This is a genomic window from Micromonospora sp. WMMD1274 (assembly GCF_049179035.1).
GTDB lineage: Bacteria > Actinomycetota > Actinomycetes > Mycobacteriales > Micromonosporaceae > Micromonospora > Micromonospora tulbaghiae.
In genome coordinates this window covers 2,827,894-2,840,822 of the sequence record NZ_JBMHMG010000001.1, presented here as the reverse complement: position 1 = coordinate 2,840,822, position 12,929 = coordinate 2,827,894, and the positions used below count along the sequence as shown (strand labels likewise).

Sequence of the window (12,929 nt, the reverse complement as noted above, 5' to 3'; positions counted from 1 at the left end):
CGGTGGGAGACCGCCCTTGCGCGTGTACGGGGGCCGGTCAGCCCAGCGTCGCCAGCTCGTTGATCACGACGTTGGAGAGCAGCCGGCCGTCGGTCTGCACCCGGCGGAGGTACCACTTCTGCTGGGGCGTACGGGTCTGGTTGAACTGCCAGGTGCCGCGCGGGCTGTCCACCTGGCCGACCTTGCCGAGCGCCAGGTTGACCTGCTGCGGCGAGGGGTTCCCGCCGGCCAGCCGGATCGCCTTGTCCAGCACCAGCGCGGCGTCGTAGGAGGCCATCGCGTACGTGGTGGGCGCCGAGTTGAACGTCTTCCGGTAGGCCGAGGCGAAGATCCGGTTCGCGGTGTTGTTGAGGTCGGCCGAGTAGTTCAGCGCGGTCTCGATGCCGTACGACTCGATGAGCTTGCGCTCGCGGCCCTTCTCCCCGTCGTCGAGCTGGTCGAGCGCGGTGCCCTCGGTGAGGAAGCCGGGGGCGTAGATCGGCCCCCGGTAGCCCTGGGCGTAGAGCTGCTTGACGAACTGCACCGCCTGGGCGCCGGAGTAGTGGCAGAACACCGCGTCCGGCTTGCGCCCGAGCGCCTTGCGGATCGGCCCGGAGTAGAGCGACCGGGAGGGGTTGGGGTCGTCCTCGGTGAAGATCGGGTCCTCGGTGAGCCGGCGGCCCCGCTCGTACGCGCGCCGCAGCCCTTCGATGACGTCCTGGCTGCCGGGGCCGCGGGTGCCGAAGATGGCGATCCGGCTGGAGGCGTCCAGCTTCTGGCGCAGGTACTCGCCGAGCGCCTCGCCGGGCTCGGTCAGCACGTACGACGTGCGCCAGATGTAGACGACGCCCTGGAGCGTCGACGGGGAGGCGTTGGAGCCCAGCAGGGGCACCCGGGCCTCCTCGACCGCGTCCTTGATGCCGGTCATCACGGTCGGGCTGACCACGCCGGTGAGCGCGAGCACGCCCTCCTTGAGCAGCCGGTCGACGGCGGCCTTGCCGGTGGCGGCGGTGTCGCCCTCCTCGGCGGTCACGAGCGTGACCGGGTGGCCGGCGATCTGCTGACCGCGCATGCTGAGGAAGAGCTGGAAGCCGTTGGTGATCTCGTCGCCGATGGCCTTGTTCGCCCCGCTCCCGGGCACGATCAGTCCGACTTTGATCGGGCTGCCGGATCCGGCCTGTTCCCCGGAGTCGTCTCCGGAGCCGCACCCCGCCGCCAGTCCGGTGGTGCCCAGCGCGGCCAGCAGTTGCAGGGCCCGCCTGCGGTTCATCTGTGCCACCGACTTCCTTCCCGACGGGGCGGCCATGGTGCACACCCCTTCGGCGTTCTACCTGGTCGACGACGCTGCGTCAATGCCCTGAAGATCATCGTGAAGCGACCGCAACGCCTCGACGACCCGGGGCCATGCGGTGGAGCCTGGTGCGATCAGCCCGAAATGCTCACATTCGGGCAGCTCAACGAGCGTGGCCGAGCCTCCGGCGGCCTGATCTGCGGCAATCCAGGACCGGCTGATCGCGATCGGAACCTGCATATCTTGATCACCGTGAATGACTACTGTACGTGCTCGGACGGGTACCAATACCGATGGATCGGCCGCCGCGTACCGGTCCGGCACTTCCTCCGGGCCGCCGCCGAGCAGCGCGGCCACCGCCCCCTCGTCCAGGTCCAGCCGGTACGCCTGCGCGAGGTCGGCCACCGGTGCCAGCGCGAGCACCCCACCGACCGTCTCCGGGGCGTGCGCGGCCACGTACAGGGCCAGGTGCCCGCCCGCGGAATGACCGACCAGGATCGGCGGCACGGGCGCCACCCGGCCGGGCAGCGCGGCGGCGGCGAGTTGCGGCAGCGCGGCGATCCCGGCGCGGACGTCGGTGAGCGTGTGCGGCCACCCTCCGCCCGGCCGGCCGGTCCGCCGGTACTCGATCTGCGCGACCGGGTGGCCGAGCGCCGCGAGCGCCACCGCCATCGGGCCGGTGTGGGTCCGGTCGTACTCCGCCCGCCAGAAGCCGCCGTGCACCACGACCACGAGCGGCCGGGGCGGCCCGTCGCCAGCCGGGAGGCGCAGGTCGGCACACTGGTCCGGGTGGTCGCCGTAGGAGACCGTGGCATCCGGGGGCGGGGACGGGCGGGTCAGCACCTCGCGCGGGTCGGAGAGCATGCGGCGACGGTAGCGTCCACCGGTCCGGCCGCGTGCACACGGTCGGCGTGGGTAAAGATGGGTGCCATGACCGAAGCGCATTCCGCCGGACACGACGACGAACAGGGCAACGATGGCATCCCCGGCACCGTGGTGGTGGTCGGGCCGGACGGCCGCCCGGTCGGCACGGTGCAGACCGACGAGGGCAAGGGCGAGGACCCGACCCGTCTGGTCGAGCAGCCGGCCAAGGTGATGCGGATCGGCAGCATGATCAAGCAGCTGCTGGAGGAGGTGAAGGCGGCGCCGCTCGACGACGCGAGCCGGCACCGGATGCGGGAGATCCACGAGCGCTCGATCGTCGAGCTGAAGGAGGGCCTCGCCCCCGAGCTGCGCGAGGAACTGGAGCGGATCTCGCTGCCGTTCACCGAGCAGCAGGCGCCGAGCGAGGGTGAGCTGCGCATCGCGCACGCCCAGCTGGTGGGCTGGCTGGAGGGGCTGTTCCACGGCATCCAGGCCGCGCTGGTGGCCCAGCAGATGGCCGCCCGCGTTCAGCTGGAGCAGATGCGCTCCGGCCGCCAGGCGCTGCCGAGCGGCCCGGGCGGCGTGATTCCGGGCATGCCGGGGATGCCCGGCGGCGAGGGCCACGCGCCCGGCCAGTACCTCTAACGCGTCGGCCGGGGCGCGTCACGCGCCCCGGCCGCTCAGTCCACCCCGAAGACCTTCTCCAGGTACGCGGCGACGCCGTCCTCGGTGTTGGGCCCGGTGACCTCGTGTGCGATCTCGCGTACGGCCGGGTGGGCGTTGGCGACGGCCACCGCCCGTCCCGCCCAGGCCAGCATCGGCACGTCGTTGGGCATGTCGCCGAAGGCCAGCACGTCCCGCTCGCCGATGCCGAGCCGCTCCGCGTACCAGGCCAGACCGGCCGCCTTGGTGACGCCGGCCGCCGAGATCTCGATCAGCCCGCTGTACGACGAGTGGGTCGCCTCGGCCAGCCCTTCCAGCGCGCCCGCCACCACCTGCACGAAGACGTCCGGGTCCTGCTCACCGGCCCGGGCCAGCAGCTTCACCGCGGGCGCGGACAGCAGCTCCTCGGGCGACTCGACGGCCCGGATCGCGTCGAGGTCGGCGTCCCAGCGCAGCGGGTAGTGCGCCTCGTGCCGCATCTGCCGGCTGTCCACGATCTCCACCGCGAAGCTCACCCCGGGCACCTCGGCGCGCAGGCGCCGGGCCACCTCCGCCAGCAGCTCCGGGGCGAGCGGGTCGGCCCGCAGCACCTGGTCGGTGACCGGGTCGTATACCACCGCGCCGTTGGCGCAGATCGCCGGCAGCGGCTCGGCGAGCTGCTCGTACACCATCTGGAGCCAGCGAATCGGACGGCCGGTGACCAGGACCACCGGCGTGCCGGCGGCGTTGATGCGGGCCAGCACCGCGGCGGTACGCGCGCTGAGCGTCCGGTCGTCGCGCAGCAGCGTGCCGTCGATGTCGGAGGCGACGAGGCGAGGTGGATCTTCCATCAGCGGGAGAGTAGCCGGTCCAGGTAGACCGCGACGCCGTCGTCGTCGTTGCGCAAGGTGATCTCGTCCGCCGCGGCGCGCACCTCCGGGTGGGCGTTCGCCACCGCCACCCGGGCCCAGCCGGCCCAGTCGAACATCGGCAGGTCGTTCGGCTGGTCGCCGAAGACCAGCACGTCGGCCGGGTCCACGCCGAGCCGCTCGGCGATGACACTCAGCCCGCTGGCCTTGTCGGTGCGGGGCGGGCAGATCTCGACGAAGTCGAGCCCGGCCTGGGTGAGCGTGGCCACGTCCGGTGGCACGATCGCCCGCGCGGCGGCCAGCAGCTCGTCCACGTGGTGGTCGGCGGTACGCGCGAACGCCTTGATCACGTCGCAGGACAGGCACTCGACCCGGCTGCGGGCCTCGAACCGGTCCGGATAGGGCCAGCTCGGGTGGTAGTCGCCCCAGAGCGGCGCGTCGTGCTCGTCCGACGCCTCCACCATCACCGTGAGCGGGCCGACCGCCGCCTCCAGGTCGGTGAGGATCCGGGCCAGCACCTCACCGGGCAGCCGCTCGTCCCGCAGCACCAGGGGCCCCTCCGGGTCGCTCTGGTCCACCACCCGGCCGCCGCCGGCCATCACCAGGAAGTCGGCGGCCCGGATGTCGTTGCGGGTGAGTTCGGTCAGACGCGGTCCACGGCCGGTCGCACCGACCACCGGGATCCCGGCGGACCGCACCCGGTCCAGCACCCGATGGGTGTACGCGGAGACGGTCTCGTCGCTGCGCACGAGCGTGCCGTCGAGGTCGGTGGCGATCAGCTTGGGCAGTCCCGGGCGGGTCATGGTTCCTCCTTCGCCCGCCGCCGTCACGCCGGCCGACCAGGTCCTCGGTGCCGCGACCATGGGACGGCGGGCAGCAACCGTATCTCGCGGAAGGGGCGGCAACCACGGCTTTCCGGCGAATCGGCGGCGAAGCTCCGGTGGCCGCCGGACGCGTCGGCGGACCTGGTTCAGTAGGACCGTTCGGGGCCGGCGAACGGCACCGTGGGCTGCACCGTCAGATCCGCCGGGGCCGGTGGCACGTCGTCCTCGTCCGTCCGGCGGCGGTCGGGCCGGTCGTCGTCCGGCTCCCCGTCGGCGGGCGTCCCGCCGGCCGCCCGGCCGGCCAGGTGCAGCGCCGCCGCCAGCAGTGCGACGGCGACGAACGCGCTGACCAGACCGCGTCCGTGCTCGACCTCCAGGCGCTGCTCGCCGACGAAGAACAGGATGCGCCGGGCCAGTTGTTCGAGGGAGCCGGCGGTCGCGACCAGCACTCCGAGCAAGCCCGCCGCGAGACCCAGCCCGGCCAGCCGGGCGTGCTGCCGTACCGCGGGGGCACCGCGCAGCGCCAGCCCCACCGCGACCGACAGCCCGAGCAGGCCCACGAGGTACGCCGTACCGAACCCGCCGATCTCGGAGATGCCGCCGGTCAGCCGGGCGGGCGCGTCGTCGCCCCGGGCCTCGGCCGGCACCGTGATCGCCAGCCACTCACCGAGCAGCGAGGCGATCGCGGCCACGGCGCCGAGCCCGGTGAGCACGGGCGGCAGGCGGCGGTCCCGGCCCAGCGCGGCGAGCGAGCGCGCGGCCCGGCCGGACGACTCCGGCTCGGCGTCGCCCCACTCGACGATCGTGGTGTCGTCGGACCGGTTGTCCTGCAGGGGGATTCGCTTGTCCTGCCGGGGAACGGGGAGATCCTGCGACATGGCCACCCTTCCCGTACGCGGGCCTGCGTCGAATCATGGCACAGCCCGCTCCCGACGGCCGGGATCGCGACCCCGAGGTCCGGTGCGGGGCGGCCCGCTTTCGGTTAGCGTCGGTGCCATGCCTATCCGTACCGCATCCGCTCGCTGGCAGGGCAACCTCACCGAGGGGTCCGGCACCGTCCGCACCGGCAAGGGCGGCCTGTCCGGCAACTACTCCTTCAAGTCGCGCTTCGAGGAGGGCGAGGGCACCAACCCCGAGGAGCTGATCGGCGCCGCACACGCCGGCTGCTTCTCGATGGCTCTCTCCAAGCAGCTCGCCGACGCCGGCGCCCAGGAGACGGCGGTGGAGACCACCGCCAAGGTGCACTTCGACAAGACCGACGCCGGCATGACGGTGACCCGCATCGACCTGGAGACAGTGGGCCAGGTTCCGGGCATCGACCAGGCCGAGTTCACCAAGCTCGCCGAGGCGGCCAAGGAGAACTGCCCGATCTCCCGGCTCCTGTCGCCGGGCGCGCAGATCACGCTGAACGCCCGTCTGGCCTGACATCGCGTACGGCACGGCGGGGGTGTCCTGCGGGGCGCCCTCGCCGTGCGGTGTGCCCGATCCGGAGGGAGTGACCGGGCCGCGTGGCCGTGGAGATGAGCGGGGACCGGTTCGAGGAACTGGTCGGCGAGGCGCTCGACGAGGTGCCCGAGGAACTGCTCGGGTTGATGAGCAACGTGGTCATCCTGGTGGAGGACGACCCGCCGCCGGGCGAGGATCTGCTCGGCCTGTACGAGGGACATTCGCTCACCTCACGCGGCTGGGACTACTCCGGCGTGCTGCCCGACCGCATCCTGATCTACCGCAACCCGATCCTGGCGATCTGCGACACCGACGACGACGTCGTCGACGAGGTGGCGATCACCGTGGTGCACGAGATCGCCCACCACTTCGGCATCGACGACGAGCGCCTGCACGCCCTGGGCTGGGGCTGACCGGCCTCCGGCGCGTCCCCGCCCGGCTGATTCCGGCGGTTGCGCCGGTCCCCTAACCTGCGGATCAGGCAGATCCTGATGCAGGAGGAAAACCCATGCGCAGCGCGCTGTTCTCCGCGGAGAACCTTGAGAAGGAGTCCCAGCAGCCGGGCATGCGGTTGCAGAACTCCAAGATGCTGAAGATCGAGCTGAACGGCGAGGCGATGGCCCGGGTCGGGTCGATGGTCGCCTACCAGGGGCAGGTGCAGTTCCAGGCGCTCGGCTCCGGCGGCATCGGCAAGTTCATCAAGCAGCGGCTCACCGGCGAGGGCGTGCCGCTGATGAAGGTCTCCGGGCGCGGCGACGTCTTCCTCGCCGACTTCGCCAAGGACGTGCACGTCATCGACCTGGAGCCGGGCGACGCGCTGTCCATCAACGGCTCCAGCGTGCTGGCGTTCGACTCGACGCTCCAGTACGACATCAAGATGGTCGGCGGCGCCGGTTTCGCGTCCTCGTCCGGCCTGTTCAACTGCGTCTTCACCGGCCACGGCCGGATCGCCGTCACCACCAAGGGCACCCCGGTGGTGCTCAACGTGGACGCGCCGACGTACGTGGACCCGCAGGCGGCGGTCTGCTGGTCGGCGAACCTCCAGACCGGCTACCACCGCGCCGAGCAGCTCGGGCTCGGCACGCTGCTCGGCCGCAGCACCGGTGAGGCGTTCACGATGAGCTTCGCCGGTCAGGGCTTCGTCGTGGTCCAGCCCTCGGAGGAGCCTCCGGTGGCCGGCAGCGGCTCCCAGCAGCAGGGCGGCGTGCTCGGCGGCCTGCTTCAGTGACCCTCCGGTGCCCGGGGCGTCCGCCGAGGTCGCCCCGGGCCGGTCAGCTCAGCTCGCCGGCCCGCAGCCGGGCCACCCAGGCCGCCGCGTCGGCGTAGTCGGCGTCGGTGAGCCCGGGCGGCACCGGCGTCTGCTGGTCACCCGCCGCCGTGCTCCAGCGGTGCCGGGGGTACGACCCCAGGAACCGCACGTCGGCGCAGACCCGGCGCAGCCCCTGCAACGCCTCACCGAGGCGTACGTCGGCGACGTGTCCGGCGCAGTCCAGGAAGAACACGTAGCGGCCGAGCGCCTCGCCGGTCGGGCGGGACTCGATCCGGGTCATGTTCACGCCGCGCACCGCCAGTTCCATCAGCACCGCCAGCAGCGCGCCCACCCGGTCGTGGGCCAGGCACACCGCGAGCGAGGTGAGGTCGTCGCCGGTGGGCGGCGGGGGCGGCCCGGGGCGGGACACGAGCGCGAACCGGGTCACCGCGTCCGGGTGGTCGGCGATCTTGTCGGCCAGCACCGCGAGCCGGTGCCGGGTCGCGCCGATCGGGGCACAGATGGCGGCGTCGTACTCGCCGCTCGCCGCACCGGCCGCGGCGGCGCCGTTGGAGAGCACGTCGACCACTGTGGCGTCGGGCAGGTGCTCCCGCAGCCAGCCCCGGCACTGGGTGGACGCCTGCGGGTGGGCCGCGACGGAGCGGACGTCGGACAGTGTGGTGCCGGCGCGGGCGGCCAGCACGAACTCCACCGGCAGGACGACCTCGCGGGTGATCACCAGCGGGTCGCCCTCGACCAGTTCGTCGAGCGTCACCCCGACCGCGCCGCCGATGGAGTTCTCCAGCGGCACCAGCGCCGCGTCCGCCTCCCCGGCGCGTACCGCGTCGAGCGCCTCACCGACGCTGCGGGCCGGCGTGCGGTCCCCGCGCTCGGCGGCGGGCACCGTGCGCAGGGCCTGCTCGGCGAAGGTGCCCTCGGGGCCCAGGTAGACGAAGCGGGTCGGCGGTGTTCCCGGCATGCCGACCAGCCTACGCACCCGGCGTGCCGTCGCAGGCCAGGGTACGGATGCCGGCCGGCGCCACGGTCCGTACCTCGACGCCGCACACGTCCGTGCCGGCGGTGACCAGCCTCGGCGTGCCGGTCTCGCCGCGCGTGACCACCTGCAACTCCTCGTGCCCGGTGACGGTCAGCACGGTGTACTGCCAGCCCTCGGCGCAGAGCGGACCGGTCGCCACCGTCACCTTGACGTCGCGGGGCAGCACGCCTGCCGAGCCGCGCAGCAGCGCGACGATCCGGTCGCCGGACGGCCGCCCCCGGCAGGGCGCCGCCGAGGACGGCGCGGACGGCGCGGACGGCGCGGGCGTGGGCGGGAGGACCGGCGCCGATGGGGTCGGGGTGGCGCTCGGGCTGGGCGTGGCGGACGCGGACGGGACCGGGACGGGTGTGGCGGCGGCGGGTGGCGCGCGCAGTTCCGGTGGGGTGCCGCAGGCGGCGAGGGCGAGCAGCGTCAGCAGCGCCAGCGGGCGGTGGCGGCGTCGGGGGTGTGGGGCGCGGGGCACGGGGGCGTCCTCGGGCATCGAGGGATGTCGTCGTGTGGTGGGACCGAGGCCATCGTAGGAGCAGGACCGGCCCGGGGTGAAGCGTGCCGGTCGGACCGCGAGGGGTCAGACCGCGGAGAGGAAGGTGAGCGAGCCGGCCACCGCGCCGTCGGTCAGCACCGGCGTGGAGATAGCGTCGACCGTGCGACCCGCGTCGGAGCCGGGCCCCTGCACCCGCAGCAGGCCGCGGGCGAGCCGCCCGGAGTGCAGCGCGAGCAGCGGCGGGATCTTGTCGGTCTCCTGCTCGGTCAGCTCGCTCGGGCTCGCCGTGAAGTCGACCAGGCGTAGGCCGCCCTCCAGCAGCGGCAGGCCGATCACGTCCTCCGGGGCGCCCAGGCAGAGCAGGTCGCAGCCGGACGAGGAGATCGCCACGACGGTGGTGCCCTCGTCGATCAGCAGGCACGGTTCGGCGGCCCGGGAGACCATGCCGGACCACTGCCCGAAGTTGTCGGACTCCTGCTCGGTGGATGCCGCGGGCGCGAACACTTCCGAGAGTGAGAGTTCGACGTGGGCCACCGCGCCTCCTATGTACACCGACGGTCTGTCCACGCTAGCCGGTCGGTGCGGCGGAAGCATCGGCTGCCGGGCGGCCGGCGACGGCGCGGACCGACGGAACCAGTCGGGGGCGGTGCCGTGGGCCGCGTGGCGTCGCCGGAGACGTTACCGGTGGGCGGCTCGCTTGTCAGCGGCCGTTCGGCCCTCGTCATACCACCGGTAGTCGGCGGTTGGACGGTACGTGCCGTTGAACCACGTGGCCGGCGCCTGCGCGACGCGGGAGAGCTTCTCGGCGGTGGCCGGACTGATCCGGTTCCCGCCGGCCACGAGCAGGCGGTCCAGCTCGCGGTGGGTGGCCATGAGGCAGTCCTTCGGCAGGCCGTAGACGCTGATCACCCCGGAGCCGACGAACGTCAGCACCGGGGTCACCGGGATCGGCAGGCCGACCGCGTCGGAGAGGGCCTTGCTGGCCCGCTTGGCGTCCCGGCGCGCCTCCGCCACGTACGGCGGGCGCTTGCCGTTGATCTGGACCACGTCTCCGGCCACGAGCACCCGGGCCCGGCCGTGGTCGGCGATGGTGACCGCGAACAGACCGCTCGGGCCGATGGCCAGGAACCCGGCCCGGTCGTCGCGGCCGCGGTCGAGCAGCATGTCCGCCGGGTCCGTCCGGGGCCACTCGATGACGTGCCAGGCGGGACCGAGGTGATCGAGCTGGCCCAGGGCGCGGGCCCCTGCCGCTTCCAACCGGCGGGCCCCCCGCTCCGCCCGGCGACGCCGGGCCCACTCCAATGGAGTCGGTCGGGCCGGCTCGAGCACCGAGGTGGGCTCGACCCGGGAGTGCGGCACCGTGCGGGGCGGCAGTGCCCTGCTCGGTACGGCTCGACGAGCGGGAAAGACAGTCATCGCGACCTCCGGCAAAAGGTCTCTCGAAGTTATGTCTCCACTACCCTACGTTGCGCCCCCGGGGGCTCGGCAAGTTGGACCGCCGGAGTGAGTGTGGATGAATGCCATATTCATTCACACTTCTTTTCCGGATGGTGCGCAAGCCTGCCCTAGGCTGTGGGAGTGACCCACTATGTGGACAGCGAAGTCGCCCGGCTCGGGACGGTGCTGCTGCACCGCCCGGGACCGGAACTGGCCCGCCTCACCCCGCGGAACAACGACAGTCTCCTGTTCGACGCTATCCCATGGGTGGGACGCGCGCAGGAGGAGCACGACGCGTTCGCGGCGGCGCTGCGGTCCCGCGGAGTCGAGGTGCTCTACCTGGCCGACCTGCTGGTCGAGACGCTCGCCGTGGCGGACGCCCGGGCCGAGCTGACCGACCAGGTGCTGCGGTCCCGCCGGCTCGGCCACACCCTGCGGCGCCGGGTCGCCGACCATCTGGCGTACCTCGACCCGGCCGGGCTGGCCGACGTGCTCACCGCCGGGCTCGCCCACGAGGAACTGCGGATCGGCGCCGACCGCCCCGGCGGTCTGGTCTGGACGCTCATGGACCGGCACGACTTCGTCATCGACCCGCTGCCCAACCTGCTGTTCACCCGCGACTCGTCGGTCTGGATCGGCGACCGGGTCGGAGTGACCAGCCTGGCCATGCCGGCCCGGCGGCGGGAGACCACGCTCACCGACGCGATCTACCGCTTCCACCCGCGCTTCGTCGGCACCGAGTTCGTCTACCACCCCCGGCTGGAGCACCTGGAGGGCGGCGACGTGCTGCTGCTCGCGCCCGGGGTGCTCGCTGTCGGCGTCGGCGAGCGCACCACCCCGGCCGGCGCGGAACGGCTGGCCCGGCAGGTGTTCGCGGCCGGGCTGGCGCACACCATCCTGGTGGTGCCGATCGCCCAGGAGCGCGCCACCATGCACCTGGACACGATCTGCACCATGGTCGACGTCGACGCCGTCCTGATGTACCCGAACGTCGCCCACGAGCTGTCCGCGTACACCGTCATCGCCGGCGCGGACGGCGACGACCTGCGGGTCGACGGCCCGGCGCCCTTCCTGCGGGCCGCCGCCGACGCGATGGACCTCGACCAGCTCCGGGTGATCGACACCGGCCTCGACCCCGTCACCGCCGAACGCGAGCAGTGGGACGACGGCAACAACACGCTCGCGCTCGCGCCCCGGCTCTGCGTCGGGTACGAGCGCAACGTGGAGACCAACGCGCAACTGGAACGGGCCGGCATCGAGGTGATCGCCATCGCCGGATCGGAGCTGGGCTCCGGGCGGGGCGGCCCGCGCTGCATGTCCTGCCCGCTGGTGCGGGAGAAGGGCGGGGCCGCCTGACCCGGAGACGTCAGCGCAGCGTCAGCTGGCGGCCGAGCAGGCCCTGGCGGGCCCGGCGGCCGGCCGCGTCGAGCGGCTCCCGCTCCGCGACCGCCTCGGCGTAGCGCTTGGCGAACTCCGCCACCGGCGCCTCCCACTCGGCGGCCGGGGTGTCCTCCGGCAGGTCCCACACCGGCGCGAGGCGCCCGTGGGCCCGGAACATGCCCGCGAACTTCGTGTCGTCGCCGAGCGTCAGCGCGCCCGCGGCGGCGAGCCGGGACAGCGCGTCCAGCGCGGTGTCCTCGTCCTCCGGCAGGACCAGGCGCACGTGGGCCTTCTCCGGCACCTGGCACCAGTAGGCGGCCCGCGCCGCGGCCAGCTTCACCGTCGGGTAGATCGCCGAGTTGGCCCGCTCCAGGGACGCCTGGACGTTCGGGTCGTCGGCGGCGCCCGGGTCGAGCCAGAAGTCGAACCCCTCGTGCATGCTGATCTCCAGCGGGCCGTCCACCAGGATGTCCTGGAGGCGGGGGCCCGGCCCGGGCAGCGGCGGCACGTTCACCTGGCCGCCCGGCTCGGTCCGCAGTGCGGAGATCAGCGCGTCGGCCAGGTCACGGGAGACGTCGCCGGACTGCTGGTGCCGTTGCAGGCCGATGAAGACCCGCCCGTCCGGCTTGGTCATCGCCGGGGCGGCCATCGGCAGCACGGTGGCCAGCGTGACCGGCCGGTCGCCGTACTCCTCGATCAGTTCCGGGGTCAGCCGCAGCGGCGCGGAGGCGGCCGGGACCAGCTCGCGCAGGGCGATCCACTCCGGCTCGTCGGCGAGGCCCTCGAACGGCCGGGGCACGAAGACGTCGCGCACCTTCTCCCGCTTCGGGGTGGCCTCGCCGGCCCGCTGGTTCTTCCGACGCTTGCTCATGCGCCCGCTCCGCTCCGCTCGCCCATGGCGAGACAGCCTAGATGCCGGGTCTCGGCGGTGGGTGCCGGACCCGCCCGCCGCGTCGGTCAGCCGGCGGCGACCAGATCCGTCCGCTGCACCGGCACCGGGTCGAACCGGGCCCACACACTCTGGCCCAGGCCGTCGCGCTCCACGCCCCAGCCGCTGGCCAGCCCGGCGACGATGTGCAGCCCTCGCCCGTCCGCCGCGTCAGGCGAGGCGGTACGCATGCACGGGCCGGCGCCGGCGCCGCCGTCGGTGACCCGGAGCTCGACACTCGGCCCCTGCTCGGTCGTCCGCAGCCGCCAGGCGACCCGGACGACGCCGCCGGGCAGCGCGTCGGCGTGCCGGACCGCGTTGCCGACCAGTTCGGCGAGGACCGCGACCAGGTCGGCCACGAGGACCGGGGGTACGACACCGGTCAGCTCGTCGGCGAGCCGGTGCCGGGCCAGGCGCGCGCCGGTGGCGTCGTGGGGCACCACCACGCACCACGACCGTTCGGCCGGACCAGTCGACAC

16 protein-coding genes are annotated in these 12,929 nt (G+C 73.4%); 5 read left to right on the top strand and 11 right to left on the bottom strand.

The features are described 5' to 3' along the window. Positions 1-37 precede the first annotated feature (37 nt). The gene (locus ACN27D_RS13085; protein ID WP_120572565.1) at positions 38-1,258 is read right to left on the bottom strand and encodes an ABC transporter substrate-binding protein; all 1,221 of its coding nucleotides are present in this window, start codon (positions 1,256-1,258) and stop codon (positions 38-40) included. A gap of 48 nt (positions 1,259-1,306) precedes the next feature. Beyond that, positions 1,307-2,134: an alpha/beta hydrolase family protein gene (locus tag ACN27D_RS13080; RefSeq protein ID WP_421499181.1), complete on the bottom strand. Its 828-nt coding sequence runs from the start codon at positions 2,132-2,134 to the stop codon at positions 1,307-1,309. Positions 2,135-2,191: 57 nt separating this feature from the next. On the opposite strand from ACN27D_RS13080, the gene ACN27D_RS13075 reads away from it, so the two are divergent. Beyond that, complete coding sequence (locus tag ACN27D_RS13075; RefSeq protein ID WP_120572567.1) at positions 2,192-2,779, top strand: bacterial proteasome activator family protein; 588 nt, start codon at positions 2,192-2,194, stop codon at positions 2,777-2,779. 35 nt (positions 2,780-2,814) lie between these two features. On the opposite strand, the gene ACN27D_RS13070 is transcribed toward ACN27D_RS13075, so the two are convergent. From ACN27D_RS13070 to ACN27D_RS13060, 3 genes are all read right to left on the bottom strand, one after another. Next, positions 2,815-3,627, bottom strand: a complete 813-nt coding sequence (locus tag ACN27D_RS13070) for an HAD family hydrolase (protein ID WP_187691744.1) — start codon at positions 3,625-3,627, stop codon at positions 2,815-2,817. Beyond that, positions 3,627-4,448: an HAD family hydrolase gene (locus ACN27D_RS13065; protein WP_091413415.1), complete on the bottom strand. Its 822-nt coding sequence runs from the start codon at positions 4,446-4,448 to the stop codon at positions 3,627-3,629. Before ACN27D_RS13065 ends, ACN27D_RS13070 begins: the two co-directional genes overlap by 1 nt. Before the next feature lie 167 nt (positions 4,449-4,615). Beyond that, positions 4,616-5,347, bottom strand: coding sequence for a hypothetical protein (locus tag ACN27D_RS13060; RefSeq protein ID WP_421499180.1), 732 nt, complete (start codon positions 5,345-5,347; stop codon positions 4,616-4,618). Positions 5,348-5,465: 118 nt separating this feature from the next. Between ACN27D_RS13060 and ACN27D_RS13055 the strand changes: the two genes are divergently transcribed. From ACN27D_RS13055 to ACN27D_RS13045, 3 genes are all read left to right on the top strand, one after another. Then, positions 5,466-5,894 (top strand): OsmC family protein, encoded by a 429-nt coding sequence (locus ACN27D_RS13055; RefSeq protein ID WP_013289315.1) that lies wholly within the window; start codon positions 5,466-5,468, stop codon positions 5,892-5,894. Positions 5,895-5,983: 89 nt separating this feature from the next. Then, positions 5,984-6,328, top strand: coding sequence for a metallopeptidase family protein (locus tag ACN27D_RS13050; protein ID WP_421501140.1), 345 nt, complete (start codon positions 5,984-5,986; stop codon positions 6,326-6,328). A gap of 95 nt (positions 6,329-6,423) precedes the next feature. Next, complete coding sequence (locus tag ACN27D_RS13045; RefSeq protein WP_120572570.1) at positions 6,424-7,143, top strand: AIM24 family protein; 720 nt, start codon at positions 6,424-6,426, stop codon at positions 7,141-7,143. Positions 7,144-7,186: 43 nt separating this feature from the next. On the opposite strand, the gene pheA is transcribed toward ACN27D_RS13045, so the two are convergent. The 4 genes from pheA to ACN27D_RS13025 all read right to left on the bottom strand — a co-directional run bounded on the left by pheA (position 7,187) and on the right by ACN27D_RS13025 (position 10,121). Then, positions 7,187-8,143: a prephenate dehydratase gene (pheA, locus tag ACN27D_RS13040; protein WP_120574083.1), complete on the bottom strand. Its 957-nt coding sequence runs from the start codon at positions 8,141-8,143 to the stop codon at positions 7,187-7,189. 10 nt (positions 8,144-8,153) lie between these two features. Then, complete coding sequence (locus tag ACN27D_RS13035; protein WP_421499179.1) at positions 8,154-8,702, bottom strand: hypothetical protein; 549 nt, start codon at positions 8,700-8,702, stop codon at positions 8,154-8,156. Between the two features lie 87 nt (positions 8,703-8,789). Then, positions 8,790-9,239 carry a hypothetical protein gene (locus tag ACN27D_RS13030; RefSeq protein ID WP_120572572.1) on the bottom strand — a complete coding sequence of 150 codons (450 nt, stop codon included), beginning with the start codon at positions 9,237-9,239 and terminating at the stop codon, positions 8,790-8,792. 144 nt (positions 9,240-9,383) lie between these two features. Beyond that, positions 9,384-10,121, bottom strand: a complete 738-nt coding sequence (locus ACN27D_RS13025) for a hypothetical protein (protein WP_120572573.1) — start codon at positions 10,119-10,121, stop codon at positions 9,384-9,386. A 162-nt stretch (positions 10,122-10,283) separates the two neighbouring features. Here ACN27D_RS13025 and ACN27D_RS13020 point away from each other — a divergent pair, with 162 nt between their 5' ends. Next, the gene (locus ACN27D_RS13020; RefSeq protein WP_358170554.1) at positions 10,284-11,498 is read left to right on the top strand and encodes an arginine deiminase; all 1,215 of its coding nucleotides are present in this window, start codon (positions 10,284-10,286) and stop codon (positions 11,496-11,498) included. A 10-nt stretch (positions 11,499-11,508) separates the two neighbouring features. On the opposite strand, the gene ACN27D_RS13015 is transcribed toward ACN27D_RS13020, so the two are convergent. Continuing rightward, complete coding sequence (locus ACN27D_RS13015; protein WP_121683658.1) at positions 11,509-12,393, bottom strand: DUF5926 family protein; 885 nt, start codon at positions 12,391-12,393, stop codon at positions 11,509-11,511. An 86-nt stretch (positions 12,394-12,479) separates the two neighbouring features. Beyond that, complete coding sequence (locus tag ACN27D_RS13010) at positions 12,480-12,929, bottom strand: ATP-binding protein (RefSeq protein WP_120572576.1); 450 nt, start codon at positions 12,927-12,929, stop codon at positions 12,480-12,482.